This is a genomic window from Nocardia sp. NPDC005825, from assembly GCF_040630175.1.
Lineage (GTDB): Bacteria > Actinomycetota > Actinomycetes > Mycobacteriales > Mycobacteriaceae > Nocardia.
On record NZ_JBEXXC010000004.1, the window covers coordinates 232,393 to 251,607 of the forward strand.

The following is a 19,215-nucleotide window of genomic DNA, read 5'->3' on the forward strand; positions in this document are numbered from 1 at the left end:
TCAGCTGACGTAGGTCAGGTACGACTTGTAGTACTGGTAGATCGTCTTCTCCGGGACGCCGAGGCCCAGACCCAGATACATGAGGGTGTTGTAGTAGCCGTTCATCATCGGCGCGCCCCGCAGCACGCTGGTGATGCCGCGACGGGCGCTCTGCGCGGTGTGCCAGTCGATATTGAACGCGATCGTCATGGTCAGGTTGGTGACGTGGTGCATGGTGCCGGGCGGCATGTACAGCACATCGCCGGGCTCCAGGACGACGGTGACCGGGGTGATGTTCGCGGCCTGCGGGAACTTCTCGAAGTCGGGAGCCGCGGGATCGTAATTGGCCCAGCGCCAGCTGCGCAGATAGCACAGGTCCTTCTGTTCGGCGGGCATGAGGATGAACTGCTTGCGGCCGTACAGGTGGAAGAAGAGATTGTGGGTCAGCAGGGTGTCGAAATGCAGCGGCGTGACGCTTCCCGCCGGTCCGATGAAATGCTGGGTGTATTCGTGCCAGCGATCGCCGTACCACTCCGGCATCAGGTGCATCGGGAAGGGGTCGGTGTCCGCGATCAGTTCCGGGAAGGCGCGGAACAGGGGCACGTCGTGCAGATAGCCGGGGTTCTGGCTGGGCTCGCCCGCCTCGATCCGGGCGGCGTCCTGTTCGAGCAGGTCGATGTAGCCGGCGAGGGTCATCTTGGTGCGTTCGCCGTCGGCGACATTGCCCTTCTTGACCCCGAGTTCGACCTGACAGTCGAGGTTTCGGAAGAAGTCCGGCGTCCAATTGCGGGCCCGCCATTCGGCGGTCTGATTCTGTAGCACAACCGGCTTGCCCTTGGAGACATATTCGCTGTAGAACTTGTCGCGATCCAGGGAACTGACCCGATCCACGCTATTCCATGTCATACCGCTATCCCTCACCCGCAAGCCGACGCGCTCATACGCGTAGGCAGACGCTAGTTGGGGCCGAATACGCGTGTCAAGGCCCTCAGAAATGTTGTCGTTTCAAAATTTACAGCGGCTCCGGCTGTAGAATTTTCCGTCACGTGACAGCGAAACCCGCTGGCACGCAACGCCGTAAGCCAAACGTTAGCTAAAGTAAGAATCATCACGGGCAAGTTGGGAATACCCTGACTACAGGGCAGGTCACGCCTGCCGGAACGCATGGAAACTATGTGTGAAAACCCGCCCCGCCGGTGCTTACCTGCTGGCCGTACCGGTCGGTGCACGCTAGGTTTTCGAGGGTGGCATTGAGTCTGTTGGGTAAGGCCGGCCGCGCACCGGCCGCACAGGAATCAGGTTTCGCCGCGCATCAGGCTGGGGTCGATCGCCTCCTGGCCTCCTACCGCGCCATACCGCCGGATGCCAATGTCCGGCTGGCCAAGAAGACGTCCAATCTCTTCCGCGCCCGCGCCCGCAGCACCGCACCCGGACTAGACGTGTCCGGATTGACGCAGGTCATCGCGGTCGACCCGGAAGCCCGCACGGCCGACGTGGCCGGGATGACCACCTACGAGGACCTGGTCGCCACCACGCTGCCCTACGGACTGGCCCCGCTGGTGGTGCCGCAGCTCAAGACCATCACCCTCGGCGGCGCGGTCACCGGGCTCGGCATCGAATCCACCTCGTTCCGCAACGGGCTACCGCACGAATCCGTGCTGGAGATGGACGTGCTCACCGGGGCGGGCGAGATCATCACCGCGACCCGCGACGGGGAGCACGCCGAGCTGTATCGCGGCTTCCCCAATTCGTATGGAACGCTGGGCTATTCGACGCGGTTGAAAATCCAGCTGGAAGCCGTCGACCCTTTTGTCGAGGTACGGCATGTCCGCTTCCATCAGCTGCGCGAGCTCGAGGCCGCCATGGCGCGGATCATCGCCGACCGCGCCTGGGACGGCGAACCGGTCGACTACCTCGACGGCGTGGTCTTCACCGCCGAGGAGAGCTACCTGATCCTGGGCCGCCAGACCGGCGAACCCGGCCCGGTCAGCGACTACACCGGCATGGACATCTACTACCGGTCCATCCAGCACGACTCCCCGCGGCCCACACGCGACCGGCTGACCATCCACGACTACCTCTGGCGCTGGGACACCGACTGGTTCTGGTGCTCGCGGGCCTTCGGCGCGCAGAACCCGCGGATCCGGCGCTTCTGGCCGCAGCGGTACCGGCGCTCCAGCTTCTACTGGAAACTCATCGCCCTCGACCACAAGTACGCCATCGGCGACAAGATCGAGGCGCGCCACGGGAATCCGCCCCGCGAGCGGGTCGTGCAGGACATCGAGGTGCCGCTCGAGCACACCGCGGACTTCGTGGAATGGTTCCTGCGCGAGATTCCGATCGAGCCGATCTGGCTGTGCCCGTTGCGATTGCGCGACACCGACGGCGAACGGCCCTGGCCGCTCTACCCGCTGGAACCCGAGCGGACCTATGTGAACGTCGGCTTCTGGTCGGCCGTGCCGACCGTCCCGGGACAGCCCGAAGGCGTGGCCAATCGCGCCATCGAACGCAAGGTGTCCGAACTGGACGGTCACAAATCGCTGTATTCGGACTCCTACTACGACCAGGATGAATTCGCCGGCCTCTATTACGGCGGCGGTGCCTACTCCTCTCTCAAGAAGCGCTACGACCCGGATTCTCGTCTACTGGATCTGTACTCGAAGGCGGTGCAACGCAAGTGACCACGTACAAGGACCGTTCCGACGTATTCGCCGAGCTCGGAACCAAACTGAGCATTGCCGAGATCTTCGCGACCCTGCTCGACGGCCCGGTGCCCATCCACCTGACCTGTTACGACGGCAGCACCGCCGGACCCGAGGACTCCGAATTCGGCCTCGAGATCCTCACGCCCCGCGGCGTCAACTACATCGCCACCGCGCCAGGCGATCTCGGCATGGCGCGCGCCTACATCGCCGGCGACCTGCTCGCCCACGGCGTCGAACCCGGCGATCCGTACGAACTGTTGAAGGCCATGGCGGGCATGAAGTTCCGCCGCCCCACCGCGCTGCAACTGGTGGTCATCGCGCGCTCGCTGGGCTGGGAACTGCTCAAGCCCGTGCCCCCGCCGCCGCAGGAGGCCATGCCGCGCTGGCGGCGCATCGCGCTGGAGGGACTGCGGCACAGCAAGACTCGTGACGCCGAGGCCATCCACCACCACTACGACGTCTCCAACACGTTCTACGAATACGTGCTGGGCCCGTCCATGACCTACACCTGCGCCGCCTACGAGGACCCCGCCTGGACGCTGGAACAGGCGCAGGAGAACAAGTACCGCCTGGTCTTCGACAAGCTGAACCTGAAGCCCGGCGACCGGCTGCTCGATATCGGCTGCGGCTGGGGCGGCATGGTGCGCTACGCCGCCAAGCACGGCGTCCACGTCATCGGCGCGACCCTGTCCGCCGAACAGGCCGAATGGGCGCAGGCCAAGATCGCCGAGGAAGGCCTGTCCGACCTCGCCGAGGTGCGGCACTCCGACTACCGCGACGTGCACGAAGGCAACTTCGACGCGGTGTCCTCCATCGGCCTCACCGAACACATCGGCGTGCACAACTATCCGGCCTACTTCGACTACATCAAGTCCAAGCTGAAGGTCGGCGGTCTGTTCCTCAACCACTCCATCACCCGGCCCGACAACACCCGCATCACCAAGGCGGGCGACTTCATCGACCGCTATGTCTTCCCCGACGGCGAACTCGCGGGCTCCGGGCGCATCATCTCCGAGATCCAGAACGTGGGCCTCGAGGTGCTGCACGAGGAGAACCTGCGCAAGCACTACGCCCTCACCCTCGCCGAATGGTGCGACAACCTGGTGAAGAACTGGGACGACGCGGTCGCCGAGGTCGGCGAGGGCACCGCCAAGGTGTGGGGCCTGTACATGGCGGGCTGCCAGCTCGGATTCGAACGCAATGTGGTGCAGCTGCACCAGATCCTGGGCGTCAAACTCGCCGCGGACCAGACCTGGACGGCACCCCTCCGCCCCTGGTGGAAGGCATAACTCTCATGGGGGCGGGGCGTGCGGCCGTGCCGCACGTCCCGTCCCTGTCACGACGACAGGCCGGGTACCGGAATACCCAAACGGGCTGTCAGCCAAGGGAATGACGAGGTGAAGGCCGAGGCGGCGAACTGCCAGGTGTGACCGCCGACCGTCGTGTGCACGGTGCAGTCGATGCCGACCTTGCGGCCCGCGTCGCAGAGCTGCTCGGCCGCGCCTTCCTCGTTGGCGTCCTGGACGCCGTCACGGCCGCCCTTGCCGATCTGCTCCTCGCTCACCTTGGGCATGCCGGGGAGGTTCCGCGGCTGTCCGTTGGGAGCGCCGTTCGCGCCCGGGTTGTTGGTGCGCTTGGGCGCGGTCAGGTCGTCGAACAAGCCGACCACCCCCGTGTAGGGACCGTGCTTCTCCATGACCGTCAGCGGATCGAATTGCGCCCAGGCATCGGCGTTCCCGCCGTAGAGGCGTTTGATGGTCTGCTCCTTGGAGCCCGCGGTCGGGCCCAGGTCGCCGGCGATGTCGACGAAGGTGCCGAACAGGTCCGGATGCATGACGGCCAGGTCGACCGCGCAGGTGCCGCCCATGGACCAGCCCACCACCGCCCACTGCGCCGGATCCTTGGCGACGCCGAACTCCGACTCCACGTAGCCGGGCACGTCCTTGGTGAGATGGTCGGCCGCGTTGCCGCGCGGACCGTTCACGCATTCGGTGTCGTTGTTGAAGCTGCCGCCGGAATCGACGAACACCAGCACCGGCGTCTGCCCGTTGTTCTTGGCCGCGAAAGCGTCCACGGCGGGCATGATCTGGCCGCTGCGCACCCAGTCGGCCGGGGTGTTGAACTCGCCACCGATCATCATTACGGCGGGCAGGGCGGGCGGTTTGTCACCTGCGAACCAGGCGGGCGGCAGGTACACGTATTCGCGCCGATGCCGGAAGTCGCTGCCCGCCTCCGGAATATCCACCTCCACGATGCGCCCGGTCCCCACATCGGTATTGCGCAATTCGGCCAGCTCGTCCAGATCCACCTGGTGCGGTAGCGGATCCGCGTTGAGCGCGTCCCACGCCGCCTGCACCGTCGGGTAGTAGCCGACCCACTGGTTGAGCACCACGCCCGTGTACAGCAGCGCCGCCGGGACGGCCAGCACCGCCGCGATCCGCTGCCACCAGCCGCCGGTCCGCAGTCCGACGACCGCGGCCACCAGTCCGGCGGCGGTCAATCCGACCGACGCCCACAACAAGACCGGGGCCGGATCCGAGGCCAGCCCCTGATCGTCCACGAAATCCCAGGCCGCCCACGCCGCCGCGACGCCGCCCACCGCGCACACCGGCATCCACAGCACCCACCAGCGCCGCGTCGCCCGCGCGAACGCGATCACCAGCAGCAGCACCGCCACGAACGCCACCACCTGCGGCACCCACCCGTGCAGTAGCGAAACCCCGTGGTGGAAGCCCCCGTAGCCGTTGCGGGCGGCGGGCGGGTGCGGCGCGGGCGGCGGCCCGAGCGGCGGTGACTGCGTTGGCGCATGCGGCGAGAACACGACGGCGATTGTGTCCGCCATTCCTCGAGAAACGCTGTGAATTCCCTGCGACCCGACCTACAGCAGCGAATCCAGGAAGCGACGCGGCGCCTCCCCACCGTCCGCGTCCAGCGGCATCTCGTGCCGCATGGTCCGCAGGATGGTGAGCACGCCCGGCCCGGCATCCAGCAGCGGGCGCGACCAGCCCAGCTCGGCGCACCGCAGCACCACCGGCGTGAGCGTCGCGATCGACTCCCCGAGCCAGCCCGCCGTGGACAGGCACTCGGCCAGCAGCAGCGCCGAATCGAGTTCGGCCCGGGGCCGATGCTGTTCCTGGATCCGCGCGTGCAGGACGCGGGCCCGCTTCACCACGGTGTCGTCGGTGCCGAGCGGGGCCAGGTCGTCGGTCGCGCGGTCGTCGCCGCGATAGTGGCGGGCCAGCAGCGCCCGGATGGTGGCGATCTCCTCGGCCTCGGCGGTCAGCACCGCCGCGCCGGTGGCATGCCGAGACGTGCGCGCCATCGGATCGGTGACCAGGCCCGCGCTCAGCGAGTCGGCGGGCAGACCCAGGCGCAGGCGCTCGGCCCGGACCTGCGCGGCCAGCCGGGTGAGCTTGCGGTCGGCGGCGATCCGCGCCCCCTCGTCCAGACGGGCCGCCGCCGTCTCCAGGTCGCCGCGCACCGCCTTCACGCGCGCGCCGCTCACGAAGATGGTGACCAGGAAGTCGACCGGGCCGACGCGGGTGGTCAATTCGTGGCTCTGATCCAGCAGCCGCTCGGCGCTGTCCAGATCGCCGCGACGGTAGGCCACCTCGCCCAGCAACGCCGCCGCCACCCGCACCGCGTCCGACCGGGACCCGGCGCGATCGCGGGCGGTCTGCCAGGCCTGTTCGAAACACCCTGTGGCGGTGGCGATATCGAGCTGCTCGTAGGCGGCGTCACCCCGCGCGCACAGGCCGAACACCTCGCCCAGCGGGTCGGCCGACCGGGCGTGGAACGGGGCGGCCCAGTCCTGCATGCTGCGCGCGCCCTCGAAGTCGAAGCCGCACAGCCGCACGAACGAGGCCAGATTCGCGGCCGTGGACACCGTCCACGCCGGGAGATCGTCGGCCAGCTTCAGACATTCGGTGATCTTGTCGAGCACGCCCTCGGTGCGGTCCCGCGACACCTGGTCGGCCGCCGCCAGCACCGCCGCCTGACAACGCTGCGTCACCGCCTCGGCATCGTCGGTGCCGCTGCGCGCCAGCATGTTCGACAGCCGGCCCAGCGCGGTCCGCGCCGCCCCGGACTGCTGCAGATTCACATTCGCGCGGGCCAGCGCCATCAACAGCTTGGACCGCGAAGTCACCTGCTGGACCGGAAGTTTCGACACCGTGCCGAACAGGGTGGCCAGCCGGGAACTGTCGATCAGATCCATGCCGCCCTTCTCGACCAGGTCCAGCGCGTACTTCAGATCGGTCGCGGCCAGCGCGTGATCCACCGACTGCTTGATCAGATTGTGTTCGGCGAACCAGCGAGACGCCTTGCCGTGCAACTTCTTCACCTGCCCCGGCTGCGCCCGGTCCAGCCGGGCCCGCAGATGCTCGGCCACCATCGGCTGCATCCGGTACCAACTCGGATCGTCGGGAATCCGGTGCACGAACAGCTCCCGCTGCTCGGCCTCGTCGAGCAGATCCGCGGCGTCCTTCGCACCCGACAGCGCCTCGGCCAGCGAGGCGTTCACCCGCTCGGGAATCGCTATGGCACTGAGGAATTCGAGCATGCGCGGTTCGATGGCGCCCAGCACGTTCTCGGCCAGGTACTCCCGGATCGCCTTGTTGTCGCCGGACAGCCCGACGATCAGCCGGTCGACATCGTGATCCGCCGCGCGCAGCGACAGCCCCGCCAGCTGGATCGCGGCCGGCCAGCCGTCGGTGGCGGCGTGAATCTGCTCGACCTGCCGGTCGCTCAACTCCAATCCCAGCCGGTCGACCAGGATTTCCCTGGTCTCGGACTCGGTCAGCCGCAACTGCGGGGATCCGAGCTCGATCAGCTCGTCGGCCACCTGCAGACGGCTCAGCGGCAGCCCCGCCCGCTCCCGGCTGGTGATGACGAAACGCAGTTCGTGCGAACAATTGTCGAGCAGCGATGCCATCACCCGCTGCGCCCCGGCGTCGGTGATCCGATGCCAGTCGTCCACCACCACGACCACCGGGGTCCCGCCCGCCCGCACCTCGTCGATGAGCGCCGACACCGCGTACGGCACCGCCTCGGCGGGCCGCTCCTCCAGCAGCTGCTCCAGCCCCGCGCCGATCTCCGGCCGCACCTTGCGAATGGCCGCGATGATGTGGGCCAGCAGCCACACCTCGTTGTCGTCGTCGCGGTCGATGCCGATCCAGGCCACCGGCACCCCGCGATCGGTGAGCTCGGCGCACCACTGCGCGGCCAGCGTACTCTTACCGAATCCGGCCGGGCCGTGGATCACCGCCAGCCGGCGTCGGCCGCCCGACCGCAGCGGCTCCAGCAGCCGGGGCCGGGCGATCGGTTCGCGCGCCGGGGTCGGCGGCAGGAATTTCGTTGTGGCCGTGGGCGGCAGCGTATTGCCGGTGCTGAACACCGCGCTCGGATTGCCGGTCGGGCGCAGCGTCAGCGACCGGTTCCGCGGGGCCGTCACCACGGTGTGCCCGCGCCGGGTCGAAGAGGTCGGCGCCGACGGATCGTGGCCGTCCACACCGAGTTCCGCGCCGTCGATCAAGGCCATCTCGTCCGGCACCTGACCGTGGTCGCCCTGCACGCCGCGCAGCAGCTCACCGAACTCCACCGCGCTGGCCGGCCGATCCCGCGGCTCCGGCGACATGGCCGCCTCGATGGCCGCGGCCACATCCGCCGGGATCTCCAGTTCCCGCAGGTCCGGCACCGGCTGACTGGTGATGCGCAGGAACTGCGCCACCACCTTCTCCCCGGCCTGCCGCTCGAAGGCGGCGTGCCCGGTCAGCAGCGCGAACAGGGTGGAACCGAGCCCGTACACATCCGAGCGCACGGTCGGCTCGTCACCCTTGAGCACCTCGGGCGCGGTGAACGCGGGCGACCCGGTGATCAAACTCGTGGACGTGCGGAAACCGCCCGGGATGCGCGCGATTCCGAAGTCGGTGAGCTGCGGTTCCCCGTACCGGCTCAACAGCACATTGGCGGGCTTCACGTCCCGGTGCAGCACCTCGGCGCGGTGCGCGGTCTCGATGGCCCCCGCCAGCTTCACCCCGACCCGCAGCGAATCCGCCCAGGACAGCGGCCCGTTGTTCTGCACCACCTGTTCCAGCGAACCGCGGGTCGCGTACGGCATCACGATGTAGGGCCGTCCGGTCGGCGTCACGTCCACCTGGAGGATGTCCACGATGTTCGGATGCCCCGACAACCGGCCCATGGCGTGTTCCTCGCGCAGGAACCGCTCCCGGCTCTCGTCGTCGATCTCCGCGGAGAGCACCTTCACCGCCACCACCCGGTCCAGGGCGCGCTGGCTACAGCGGTACACCACCCCGAACCCGCCCCGGCCGATCTCCTCCGCGTCGAACAGGCCCATGGCCTCGAGTTCGTCGTCGATGTTCACGGGAACGTATGCCTGCGTGGAGTTTTCGGGAGACGTCTGCTCACGCCGCGGGCCGTCCCGGCGCGCCTGTGAGTTCATCTCCACCACCTCGACCTGGAACGAGTAACCGTGTCCACCCGCGCATATTCAACGTAGCGCGGACCGCTCGGGCGTGTGGACCCTTTCGGTCTCGCGCCCACCGCTGTGCACATACCCGTACAACACGCGGCCCGGGCCGCGTATTCGCGACCCGGGCCGGGTATTTCACATGCTCGAGCGCCGGTGGTTCAGCGCTCGCGCACGGTTACTACTTGCGCAGCGAGGCCGGAACCTCGAAGCGGCTGCCGAACTTGGCGGCCAGCTCGTCGGCGCGGGCCACGAAGGCTTCCTGTCCACCCGGGTAACCGACGATGAACTGGTGGGTACCACCGGTCCAGGCCGGGAAACCGATGCCGAAGATCGAGCCGATGTTGGCGTCGGCGGTCGAGGTCAGCACGTTCTCGTCGAAGCACTTCTGGGTCTCGATGGCCTCCGCGAACAGCATGCGGTCCTTGAGATCCTGCAGGGTGACGCCCTCGGGCAGGGCGGTCGAGGTGCCGAAGGTGGAGCGCAGCTCCGACCAGATACCGGTGGCCTTGCCATCGGTGTAGTCGTAGAAGCCCGCGCCGCCGGCCTTACCCTTGCGGTCGAACTCGTCCACCATCTTGTTCAGGATCTTCGCGGTCGCGCCCGAGGCGGCGTCGATCTCGCCACCGGCGGCCACGAGGGCCTCGGCGGTCTCCTTGTAGATCTTCTGCATGGTGGTGAAGTTCAGCTCGTCCGACAGCTTCAGCGGCGCCGCCGGGTAGCCCGCCTGCAGACCGGCCTGCTCGATGGTCTGCGGGTCGACGCCCTCACCGAGCATCATGATGGCCTCGTTGATGAACTTGCCGATCACGCGCGAGGTGTAGAAGCCGCGCGAGTCGTTCACCACGATCGGGGTCTTGCGGATCGCGAGGGTGTAGTCGTACACCCGGGCCAGCGCCTCGTCGGAGGTCTTCTCACCCTTGATGATCTCGACCAGCGGCATCTTGTCGACCGGCGAGAAGAAGTGGATGCCGATGAAGTCCTCGGCCCGCTTCACGCCGTTGGCCAGCAGGGTGATCGGCAGGGTCGAGGTGTTGGAGCCGAGCAGCGCGTCGGCGTCCACGATGTCCTCGATCTCGCCGAAGACCTTCGCCTTGAGCTCCGGGTTCTCGAACACGGCCTCGATCACGAAGTCCACGCCCGCGAAGTCGGCCGGGTCGGCGGTCGGCTTGATGCGGTCGAGCAGGACCTTCGACTTCTCCTCGGTGGTCTTGCCACGCGAGAGGGCCTTCTCCTCGAGCTTCTCGGAGTAGTTCTTGCCCTTGTTGGCGGCCTCGATGGTGACGTCCTTGAGGACGACGTCGATGCCGGCCTTGGCGGTGACGTACGCGATGCCCGCGCCCATCATGCCCGCGCCGATGACGCCGACCTTCTTGATCTCACGCTTCGGCACGTCCTTCGGACGCGAACCGCCGTTGTTGATGTGCTGCAGGTCGAAGAAGAACGCCTGGATCATGTTCTTGGCGACCGGGCCGGTCAGCAGGGACACGAAGTAGCGGGACTCGATCAGCGACGCGGTGTCGAAATCGACCTGCGCGCCCTCGACCGCGGCGGCCATGATGGCCTGCGGCGCCGGCATGTTCTGGCCCTTGAGCTGCTTGCGCAGGTTGGCCGGGAAGGCCGGGAGGTTGGCGGCCAGCGCGGGGCTGGACGGGGTGCCGCCCGGGATCTTGTGGCCCTTGACGTCCCAGGGCTGCACGCCCTTGTCCGGGTTGGCCTTGATCCACGCCTTGGCGGCCGGGACCAGCTCCTCGATCGAGCCGACGACCTCGTTGATCAGGCCGGTGGCCTTGGCCTTGGCCGGGGTGAACTTGTTGCCCTGCAGCAGGACGCCCATCAGGCCGTTCGCGATGCCGAGCATGCGGGTGATGCGGGTGACGCCGCCACCGGCCGGGAGCAGGCCGAGGGAGACCTCGGGCAGGCCCAGCTGCACGCCCTTCACGTCCGCGGCGATGCGGTAGTGGGTGGCCAGGGTGATCTCCAGGCCACCGCCCAGGGCAGCGCCGTTGATCGCGGAGACGACCGGCTTGCCCAGCTTCTCCAGGCGACGCAGGTCCGCCTTGATGGTGGTGAGCTCTTCCATGATGGAGGCCGCGTCCGCGGGGGTGGTCTTCATCATGTTCTTCAGGTCGCCGCCGGCGAAGAAGGTCTTCTTCGCGGAGGTGATGACGACACCGGTGATGTCGTCCTTCTCGGCCTCGAGGCGATCGACGGTCGCCTTCATGGAGTCCTTGTAGAGCTGGTTCATGGTGTTGGCGCCCTGGTTGGGGTCGTCCATGGTCAGCACGACGATGCCGTCGGCGTCCTTTTCCCAGCCGATCATGTTCTCGGTCATAGTGTTTCGTGTCTCCCTAGAGAAAAGTCGGTGGGCGTCAGACGCGCTCGATGATGGTGGCGACACCCATGCCGCCGCCGATGCACAGGGTGATCAGGCCGTAGCGGGCGTTGCGACGGTGCAGCTCGTCGACCACGGTGCCCGTGATCATCGCGCCGGTCGCGCCCAGCGGGTGGCCCATGGCGATCGCGCCGCCGTTGACGTTCAGCTTCTCGTCCGGGATCTGCAGGTCCTTCTGGAACTTCAGGACGACGGAGGCGAAGGCCTCGTTGATCTCGTAGAGGTCGATGTCCTCACGCTTCAGACCGGCCTTGGCCAGCGCCTTCTCGGCGGCCGGGGTCGGACCGGTGAGCATGATGGTGGCGTCGGCGCCGGAGGTGCCGGTGGACACGATGCGGGCGCGCGGGGTCAGGCCCGACGCGGCGCCGGCCTCTTCGGAACCGACCAGCACCAGGGCGGCGCCGTCGACGATGCCCGAGGAGTTACCACCGTGGTGCACGTGGTTGATCGACTCGACGTAGGTGTAGCGCTGCATGGCCACCGCGTCGAAGCCGCCCATCTCGCCGATGCCGGCGAAGGCGGGGTTCAGCTTGCCGAGGTCGGCGGCGGTGGTGCCGGGACGCATGTGCTCGTCGTTGTCCAGCACGGTCAGGCCGTTCATGTCCTTGACCGGGACGACGGAGTTGGCGAAGTAGCCGTTCTTCCAGGCGTTGGCGGCCAGGTCCTGCGAGCGCACGGCGTAGGCGTCCACGTCATCGCGGGTGAAGCCCTCGATGGTGGCGATCAGGTCGGCCGAAATGCCCTGCGGGACAATGTAGCTGTCGTAGCTGGTCTTCGGGTCCATGAACATGGCGCCGCCGTCGGAGCCCATCGGCACGCGGGACATGGACTCGACGCCACCGGCGATGACCAGGTCGTCGAAGCCCGAGCGCACCTTCTGGGCGGCCAGGTTGACGGCCTCGAGGCCCGAGGCGCAGAAGCGGTTGATCTGGAAGCCGCCGACGGTGTCGGGCAGGCCCGCGGTCAGCACGGTGGTACGGGCGATGTCCGCGCCCTGGTCACCGACCGGCGAGACAACACCCAGGATGATGTCCGAGATGCGAGCCTCGTCCAGGTTCGGGAAGCGCTTCCGCAGCTCCTGGACCAGACCGGTGGTCAGGTCGATCGGCTTGACCGAGTGCAGCGACCCCCCACGGTTCTTGCCGCGCGGGGTGCGGATGGCCTCGTAAATGTAGGCCTCTGTGGTCATATCGGAGTTTTCCTCTCTTGGGTGCGCCGTCACCGCGTTGTGCGGGCCGTGCCGTAGCCATACCTCGCCGACCGGCCCCACGACCGATCGCCTTTGACGCTGTACAAACAACGTCCCGAGCCGGTTTGTTGACGCTCCGGTAACCCGTACGCCTGGGCATACCTTAGAACCTCGCGAAACCGATACTCACGGCCACCCGATCATAGTACCGAACTATGCGAACTCCGGTTAACTTAAGTTGGCACCCGAGGGAACTGTCAACCCTCCAGAGGTGTGGCGCCCAACTCCTGCACCAACAACGCTAGGGCCACCTCATCCGGGTCGCGACGCTCTTCCGGAGGCACCGGCTTGGCCGACTCCTCCAGCATCTCGCGCTCCTCCTCCGGCGTAGTAGCAGGTGGGACGCCGTCATAACCTACCGGTGAGTAGTCCCCCGGCCCCGGATCGTCCGGAAGGTCCGGCCCGTCGGGCAGCGGAATATCGTCCTCCGGCGGTGCGAAACGAGCGCTCTCCCGCTCGAACGAATCCCCGCCCGCAGGCCCCGGATCCGCGGGCGCGGGAGCCGCCGGAGCGGCCGCGGGGGCGCTCCCCCACCCGGTCGCCGGAGCCGGTTCGGCGACCGGCGCCGCGGCCGCCTTGGCCTGACTCGGCCGCGAGAACTTCGGCGCCGCCTTCTTCGGCTCCGCGGGCGCGGTCGCGGGCGCCCGGCCCGCCGGGGCCTTGGCGGCCGCGCCGCCCGACCCGGCTCCCCCGACTTCCCACTTCACCCCGTGCTCACGCCCGAGCACCGCCTTGACCGCCGACTGCACGGCCTCCAGGTACTGCGGCTGCGACAACCGCTGCGCCAGCGGCGCGTGCTGATGCGCCAGCACGATGGTCTCGCCCTCGACCCGGGCCACGCTCGCCCCGGACAACAGCGCGTGCACCGCGGCCCCGAACTCCCGCACCTTGGCCCGGATATCCGCCCAGGCCTCCTCGACCTGCTGCAACACATCGTCACCAGCGGGCCCGGCAGCCGCCGGAGCCGCAACCGGGGGCACGTCGGGGGCAGGCGCCGGCTCGGCCGCGACAACAGGTTCCGGCGCGGGAACGGGCTCCGGCTCGACGACCGGCGCGGGATCCATCACCGGTGCGGCGGCTGCCGCCGGTTCGGCCTCCGCGGCGGGCTCGGGAGCCGCCCGCTCGGCAGGCTCGGCGACCGGCGTCACGGATTCGACCGCCGCCGGATCGGGCTGCGGCTCAGGGGTCGTCGCCGCGGCGGCCTGAACAGGCTGCGCCGCAGGACTTTCCGCGACCGGGGCCGCCGGAGCCTGCGGTACCGCATTGACCGGACCGAGCTCGGGCGGACGCACCGCGGTGGCGCCGGGCGTGACAGGCACCGCCTGATTCGGCGCGGCCTCGGCCACCGGAGCAGCGGGCTCGGCCACCGGGGCAGGCGTGGGCGGCGTGGGGACGGAAGGCTCTGGGGTGCCTGCCTTCTCGGCACGCATGGCGGCCAGGGCGGCGGCCCCGCGGCGGCCGGCAGGAGCGGCGGGCGACGCCGCGGCCGGAGCGGAGGGAGCCGCGGGCGCGGCGACTTGGGTCTGCTGCGACGCGGCGGGGATTGCGCCGCTTGCCATTCGGCGCTCGAGGAGTTCGAGGCGCTGGAGGGTGGCGGTCTCGGCGTCGGAGGCCCCGGGCAGGAGCATGCGGGCCGCGATGACCTCCAGCAGGAGGCGGGGGTTGGTGGCGCCGCGCATGTCGCCGAGGCCCTCGTGCAGGAGTTCGGCGTGGCGGGCCAGGGTGGCCGCGCCGAGGCGGTCGGCCTGGGCGCGCATGCGGTCGATGACGTCGCCGGGGCCGGTGACCAGGTTGCGTTCGGTGGCGTCGGGGACGGCGCGCAGCAGGATCAGGTCGCGCAGGCGCTCGAGCAGGTCGGTGGCGAAGCGGCGGGGGTCGTGGCCCGCCTCCACCACGCGGTCGATGGTGCCGAACAGGGCCGCGCCGTCCGAATCGGCGAGGGCGTCGACGGCGTCGTCGATCAGGGCGACGTCGGTGACGCCGAGCAGGGACACCGCGCGGGGGTAGGTGACGCCTTCCGCGCCCGCGCCCGCCAGCAGCTGGTCCAGCACGCTGAGGCTGTCACGCGGGGAGCCGCCGCCCGCGCGAATGACCAAGGGGTACACCGACTCCTCGACCTGCACGCCTTCCTGGTCGCAGATCTTGCCGAGCAGTCCGCGCATGGTGGCGGGCGGGAGCAGCCGGAACGGGTAGTGGTGGGTGCGCGAGCGGATGGTGGGCAGCACCTTGTCCGGCTCGGTGGTGGCGAAGACGAAGATCAGGTGGGCGGGCGGCTCCTCCACGATCTTGAGCAGCGCGTTGAAGCCGGCTGTGGTGACCATGTGCGCCTCGTCCACGATGAAGACGCGGTACCGGGATTCGGCGGGCGCGTAGAAGGCGCGGTCGCGCAGTTCGCGGGTGTCGTCCACACCGCCGTGGCTGGCGGCGTCGAGCTCGATGACGTCGAGGTTGCCGGAGCCGCCCGGACCCAGCGCCACGCACGACGAGCACACGCCGCAGGGGGTGGAGGTCGGTCCCTGCTCGCAGTTCAGCGAACGGGCGAGGATGCGCGCCGAGGAGGTCTTGCCACACCCGCGCGGTCCCGAGAACAGATACGCATGACTGATCCGTCCGGTGTCGAGCGCCGTACTCAGCGGATCGGTGACGTGCTCCTGACCCACCACTTCAGCGAACGTTGCCGGTCGGTACTTCCGGTACAGAGCCACGGGGAGAGGTTACCGGTGCGCCCCGACAGGTGGTGACATGCGGCCGAACCACCAGCCGCCCCATGATGTGATGCAAATCACATTCCATTCAGAGCTCCGGTCAAAACCGACCGACCCGAACTGATACCCCGTCAAATCGGATAGCAAATTCTCCGCGTTGTTTGGAAACGGTAATTGTCGAACCCACATTTCTTGCAACGACACCAGATACAGACCTGCGTTCTGTTTCAACTCCACAGAGCGGACATAACGATCCTGTGAATCGGTGCGGCAAGATCGCAATCCCTTGGCTACCGTGGACATCGGCAACTTCGGTAGCCAAACCTTCATCAGGTTGGTTGCCCCGGCCGGTCCCTCATCCCGACCGGGGCACAACCAAATCCTCCGGAGGACATGCCCCGTGCCTTCGCACGACGACATCGCCACCGCCTGGCTCTCCAGCACCGAATTCGCGGACGACAGCGCCGCCGTCGGACTGCTCAGCCGGGCCATCAGCCCGCACGACTTCGACATCAAGCGTGATTCGCTACCGGTGTCGGCGGCTGCCGATCCGGCCACCGCGGGCGCGATCCTGGAACTGCTGCAGCGCCGCCAGGTGCCGACCCTGGCCGCCATCCGCACCCACATGGTGCAGAACGACATGCGGACCGAGGCCGAGCGCATCGAGCGGCTGGGCCGCCGGGCGCAGCGCAGCATCGACGACTTCGGGCGGGTCCTGGCCAAGTTGACCGACGAATACTGGACGGTGCACGGCACCGGTCCGACCCGGCGCGACATCCTGCTCACCGAACCGGTGATCGCTCTGATCCGCGACCGGGTCGGAGACATCCCGCCGACCGCCATCAAGCATCTGTGGCTCATCGAGCGCGCGCAGCGGTCGGGCTGGATCGCCTACAGCGCCGAGCCCCGATCCCTGTGTGCCGGAAGGCGTTTCTTCGGCGCCCGCTACGGCAACCGGGTCTCGCTGCGGCCGGTGAACATGATCGGCACCCTGGTGGCGGCCTATCTGCGCGACCAGGTGGCCGAGAACGGGCGCCCGCCGCGCTGGTCGGTCATGGCCTACGAGCTGCGCGACGACCGGGGCCGGCGGGTGTTCAACGACACAGCCGACGCCCGCGCCCAGCAGCAGTGGCTCGTCACCGCGGAATGGATGGCGCTGGAGGACGGAAATCCGGTGCCCGGCCCGCGCGGATTGCGCGCGCTGGCCAAAAAGGCGAGGGAGCAGCGCAGCTGACGCTGTTACGGGGAGGTATCGGACTCCTCATTTTTGTAACAGCGCCTTAACGTGAGTTTTCGGTAACTTCCACGCAACGCGATCACCGCGCAGAAGGAGTTACCGCATGACACCCCACATCGACGCGGCGTCGACCGCCTGGCTGCTGGCGGCCACGGCGCTCGTGCTGTTGATGACACCCGGCCTCGCGATCTTCTACGGCGGCATGGTGCGGTCCAGCGGCGTGCTCAACATGCTGATGATGAGCTTCATCTCGATCCCGCTGGTGACGGTGGCCTGGCTGCTCGGCGGGTACAGCCTGGCCTTCGGCGATGACGCGGGCGGCGGAATCATCGGCGACCTGGAGCATTTCGGGCTCGCCGGCATCAACCCGGACACCGTGCACGTGGTCGACAAGACCACCGGCGCGGGTGTTCCCGAGCTGTTGTTCGTCACCTTCCAGCTGACCTTCGCGATTCTGACCGTGGCCCTGATCAGCGGTGCGATCGCCGACCGCACCAAGTTCTCGGCGTGGATGATCTTCGTGCCGGTGTGGGCGCTGATCGTGTACGCGCCGATCGCGCACTGGGTGTGGACCTCGGACGGCTGGCTGAGCAAGGTGGGCGCGCTGGACTACGCCGGCGGCATGGTGGTCGAGATCGCTTCGGGTGCTTCGGCTCTGGCGATGGTGTTGGTGCTGGGCCCGCGACAGGGCTTCAAGGTGGACGCGATGCGCCCGCACAATCTGCCGTTCGTGGTGCTGGGCGCGGGCCTGCTGTGGTTCGGCTGGTTCGGCTTCAACGCGGGTTCGGCGCTGACCGCCGACGGCACCGCCGCGGCGGTGTTCCTGAACACGCTGGTGGCGGGTTGTCTCGGCATGCTGGGCTGGCTGGTGGTCGAGGCGCGCCGCGACGGCAAGCCGACCACCTTCGGTGCGGCGTCGGGCGCGGTGGCCGGTCTGGTGGCCATCACCCCGTCCTGCGGTGAGGTGAACACCATCGGCGCGATGGTCGTGGGCCTGGTCGCGGGCGTGGTGTGTTCGTTCGCGGTGGGCTGGAAGTTCAAGGGCAACTACGACGATTCGCTCGACGTGGTGGGCGTGCACTTCATGGGCGGCATCGTCGGCACGCTGCTGATCGGCTTCCTGGCCTCGGCCGTCATGACCAAGGGCCCGGCGGGCCTGTTCTACGGGGGCGGGCTGGGTCAGCTCGGCAAGCAGGCCGTGGGCGTGGTGACGGTGGCGGCCTTCGCCTTCGGGATGACCTTCGCGCTGGGCAAGGTGCTGGACAAGGTGGTCGGCTTCCGGGTCACCAAGGAGGACGAGCTGGGCGGCGTCGACTTCGCGCTGCACGCGGAGACCGCGTACGCCGAGGGCGTGCACGGACATTCGCCGAACCGGATCGGCAAGCCGCTGGGGCACTGAGCCCGAAGCTGTTTCGAGCCCCGTCGCGTACCGCGGCGGGGCTCGATCGTTTCGGCGATCAGTTCACCTTGCTCGTGGCGGCGGTGAAGGTGTTGCACTGCATGGCGCGGTCCTTGTCGTAGCCGATCTCGAACCAGCCGCCCATGCTCTGCGCGGTGCCGTGATCGCGCATGTCGCCGGGTGCGTCGCCGCGGTGGTAGGCGTCGTTGCGGGCCACCCCGATCTGGGCGCTGGTCAGCGAGCCGCCGTTGCCGGAGGACGACAGGTACATGCCGTCGAAGCACTGGGCCTGGAGTTCGGTGCGGCGCGACAGTTCCAGCCCGGTGTCGCTGCGCGATCCGGCGTCGCGGCGCTGCTGGTGCACCTTGCCGAGGATGCCCGACTGCGCCTGGACGTGATGGCCGTACTCGTGGGCGAACACCGAGAGGTAGACGACCCAATTGCTGCCGAAGATGTCGGTCTGCAGCTGGCTGATCGGCATGTAGATGGTCATGTCCGCCGAGCAGTAGAAGGCCGCGAAGTTACTGCTGTTGCCGGTGCACAGGGTGGTGATGCCGGCCGTGTCCGCGGACACGTTCAGCTTGGGCGCGGGGAACGGCAGATTGATCTTGTCGAACAACGGTTTCCACGCCGTGTGCAGGCAATCGGCCGCGGTCTCGAAGAACTTGCGCGCCACCTCGACCTGGGTGCCCCACGGCGAGTACGCGCATTTGGCGGGCAGCAGCGTGTAATCGGGGTTGGTCAGCAGCGGGTTGTCGGCGGTGGCCGCGACACCGTGGTTCTCCCCGGCGTCGTTGGAGTAGCCGGTCTTGACGTTCGAGCCGGAGCCCAGGGGGTTCAGGCCGGTGGTGACCGCCGTGCGGAGCAGCACACCGGACACGAGCAGCACCAGGATCACGACGAGCGTCCCCACCCGGCCGCGTCTCGGCGGTGCGGGCCGGGCCACCGGAATCGCGCCGGTCGGCGGCGCGGCGGTGGGCGGCGGCATGGGCGCGCGATACGCGGGCCGGCCCTGACCGGTGGACGGATATCCGGTTTGTCCGTATCCGGGTGGCGGCG

General features: G+C 68.4%; 11 protein-coding genes. 4 read left to right on the plus strand and 7 right to left on the minus strand.

Annotated features, from left to right (window positions below; translation table 11 throughout):
• Positions 1-885 (minus strand): cupin-like domain-containing protein, encoded by an 885-nt coding sequence (locus ABZ382_RS13355; RefSeq protein ID WP_357087875.1) that lies wholly within the window; start codon positions 883-885, stop codon positions 1-3.
• A 344-nt stretch (positions 886-1,229) separates the two neighbouring features.
• Here ABZ382_RS13355 and ABZ382_RS13360 point away from each other — a divergent pair, with 344 nt between their 5' ends.
• Both ABZ382_RS13360 and ABZ382_RS13365 read left to right on the plus strand, forming a co-directional pair.
• Positions 1,230-2,660 (plus strand): FAD-binding oxidoreductase, encoded by a 1,431-nt coding sequence (locus tag ABZ382_RS13360; RefSeq protein ID WP_357088746.1) that lies wholly within the window; start codon positions 1,230-1,232, stop codon positions 2,658-2,660.
• Complete coding sequence (locus tag ABZ382_RS13365) at positions 2,657-3,973, plus strand: class I SAM-dependent methyltransferase (protein WP_357087878.1); 1,317 nt, start codon at positions 2,657-2,659, stop codon at positions 3,971-3,973. The genes ABZ382_RS13360 and ABZ382_RS13365 overlap by 4 nt, the downstream gene beginning before the upstream one ends.
• A 47-nt stretch (positions 3,974-4,020) precedes the next feature.
• Here ABZ382_RS13365 and ABZ382_RS13370 read toward each other — a convergent pair whose 3' ends face one another.
• From ABZ382_RS13370 to ABZ382_RS13390, 5 genes are all read right to left on the minus strand, one after another.
• Complete coding sequence (locus ABZ382_RS13370; protein WP_357087880.1) at positions 4,021-5,526, minus strand: alpha/beta hydrolase-fold protein; 1,506 nt, start codon at positions 5,524-5,526, stop codon at positions 4,021-4,023.
• Positions 5,527-5,562: 36 nt separating this feature from the next.
• Complete coding sequence (locus ABZ382_RS13375) at positions 5,563-9,144, minus strand: protein kinase (protein WP_357087883.1); 3,582 nt, start codon at positions 9,142-9,144, stop codon at positions 5,563-5,565.
• A gap of 208 nt (positions 9,145-9,352) precedes the next feature.
• Positions 9,353-11,506: a 3-hydroxyacyl-CoA dehydrogenase NAD-binding domain-containing protein gene (locus ABZ382_RS13380; protein ID WP_357087885.1), complete on the minus strand. Its 2,154-nt coding sequence runs from the start codon at positions 11,504-11,506 to the stop codon at positions 9,353-9,355.
• A gap of 37 nt (positions 11,507-11,543) precedes the next feature.
• Entirely contained in the window at positions 11,544-12,755 is a 1,212-nt protein-coding gene (locus tag ABZ382_RS13385; protein WP_357087887.1) for an acetyl-CoA C-acetyltransferase, read from the minus strand.
• A gap of 257 nt (positions 12,756-13,012) precedes the next feature.
• A complete protein-coding gene (locus ABZ382_RS13390) occupies positions 13,013-15,520 on the minus strand; it encodes a DNA polymerase III subunit gamma and tau (protein WP_357087889.1) in 2,508 nt (835 codons plus the stop codon).
• A 400-nt stretch (positions 15,521-15,920) separates the two neighbouring features.
• Here ABZ382_RS13390 and ABZ382_RS13395 point away from each other — a divergent pair, with 400 nt between their 5' ends.
• Together ABZ382_RS13395 and ABZ382_RS13400 are read left to right on the plus strand one after the other, a co-directional pair.
• Positions 15,921-16,754, plus strand: a complete 834-nt coding sequence (locus tag ABZ382_RS13395) for a hypothetical protein (RefSeq protein WP_357087891.1) — start codon at positions 15,921-15,923, stop codon at positions 16,752-16,754.
• Positions 16,755-16,860: 106 nt separating this feature from the next.
• On the plus strand, positions 16,861-18,156 hold the full coding sequence (locus tag ABZ382_RS13400) for an ammonium transporter (protein WP_357087893.1): 1,296 nt from the start codon (positions 16,861-16,863) through the stop codon (positions 18,154-18,156).
• Between the two features lie 58 nt (positions 18,157-18,214).
• Here ABZ382_RS13400 and ABZ382_RS13405 read toward each other — a convergent pair whose 3' ends face one another.
• Positions 18,215-19,144 (minus strand): neutral zinc metallopeptidase, encoded by a 930-nt coding sequence (locus ABZ382_RS13405; protein ID WP_357087896.1) that lies wholly within the window; start codon positions 19,142-19,144, stop codon positions 18,215-18,217.
• Positions 19,145-19,215 lie beyond the last annotated feature (71 nt).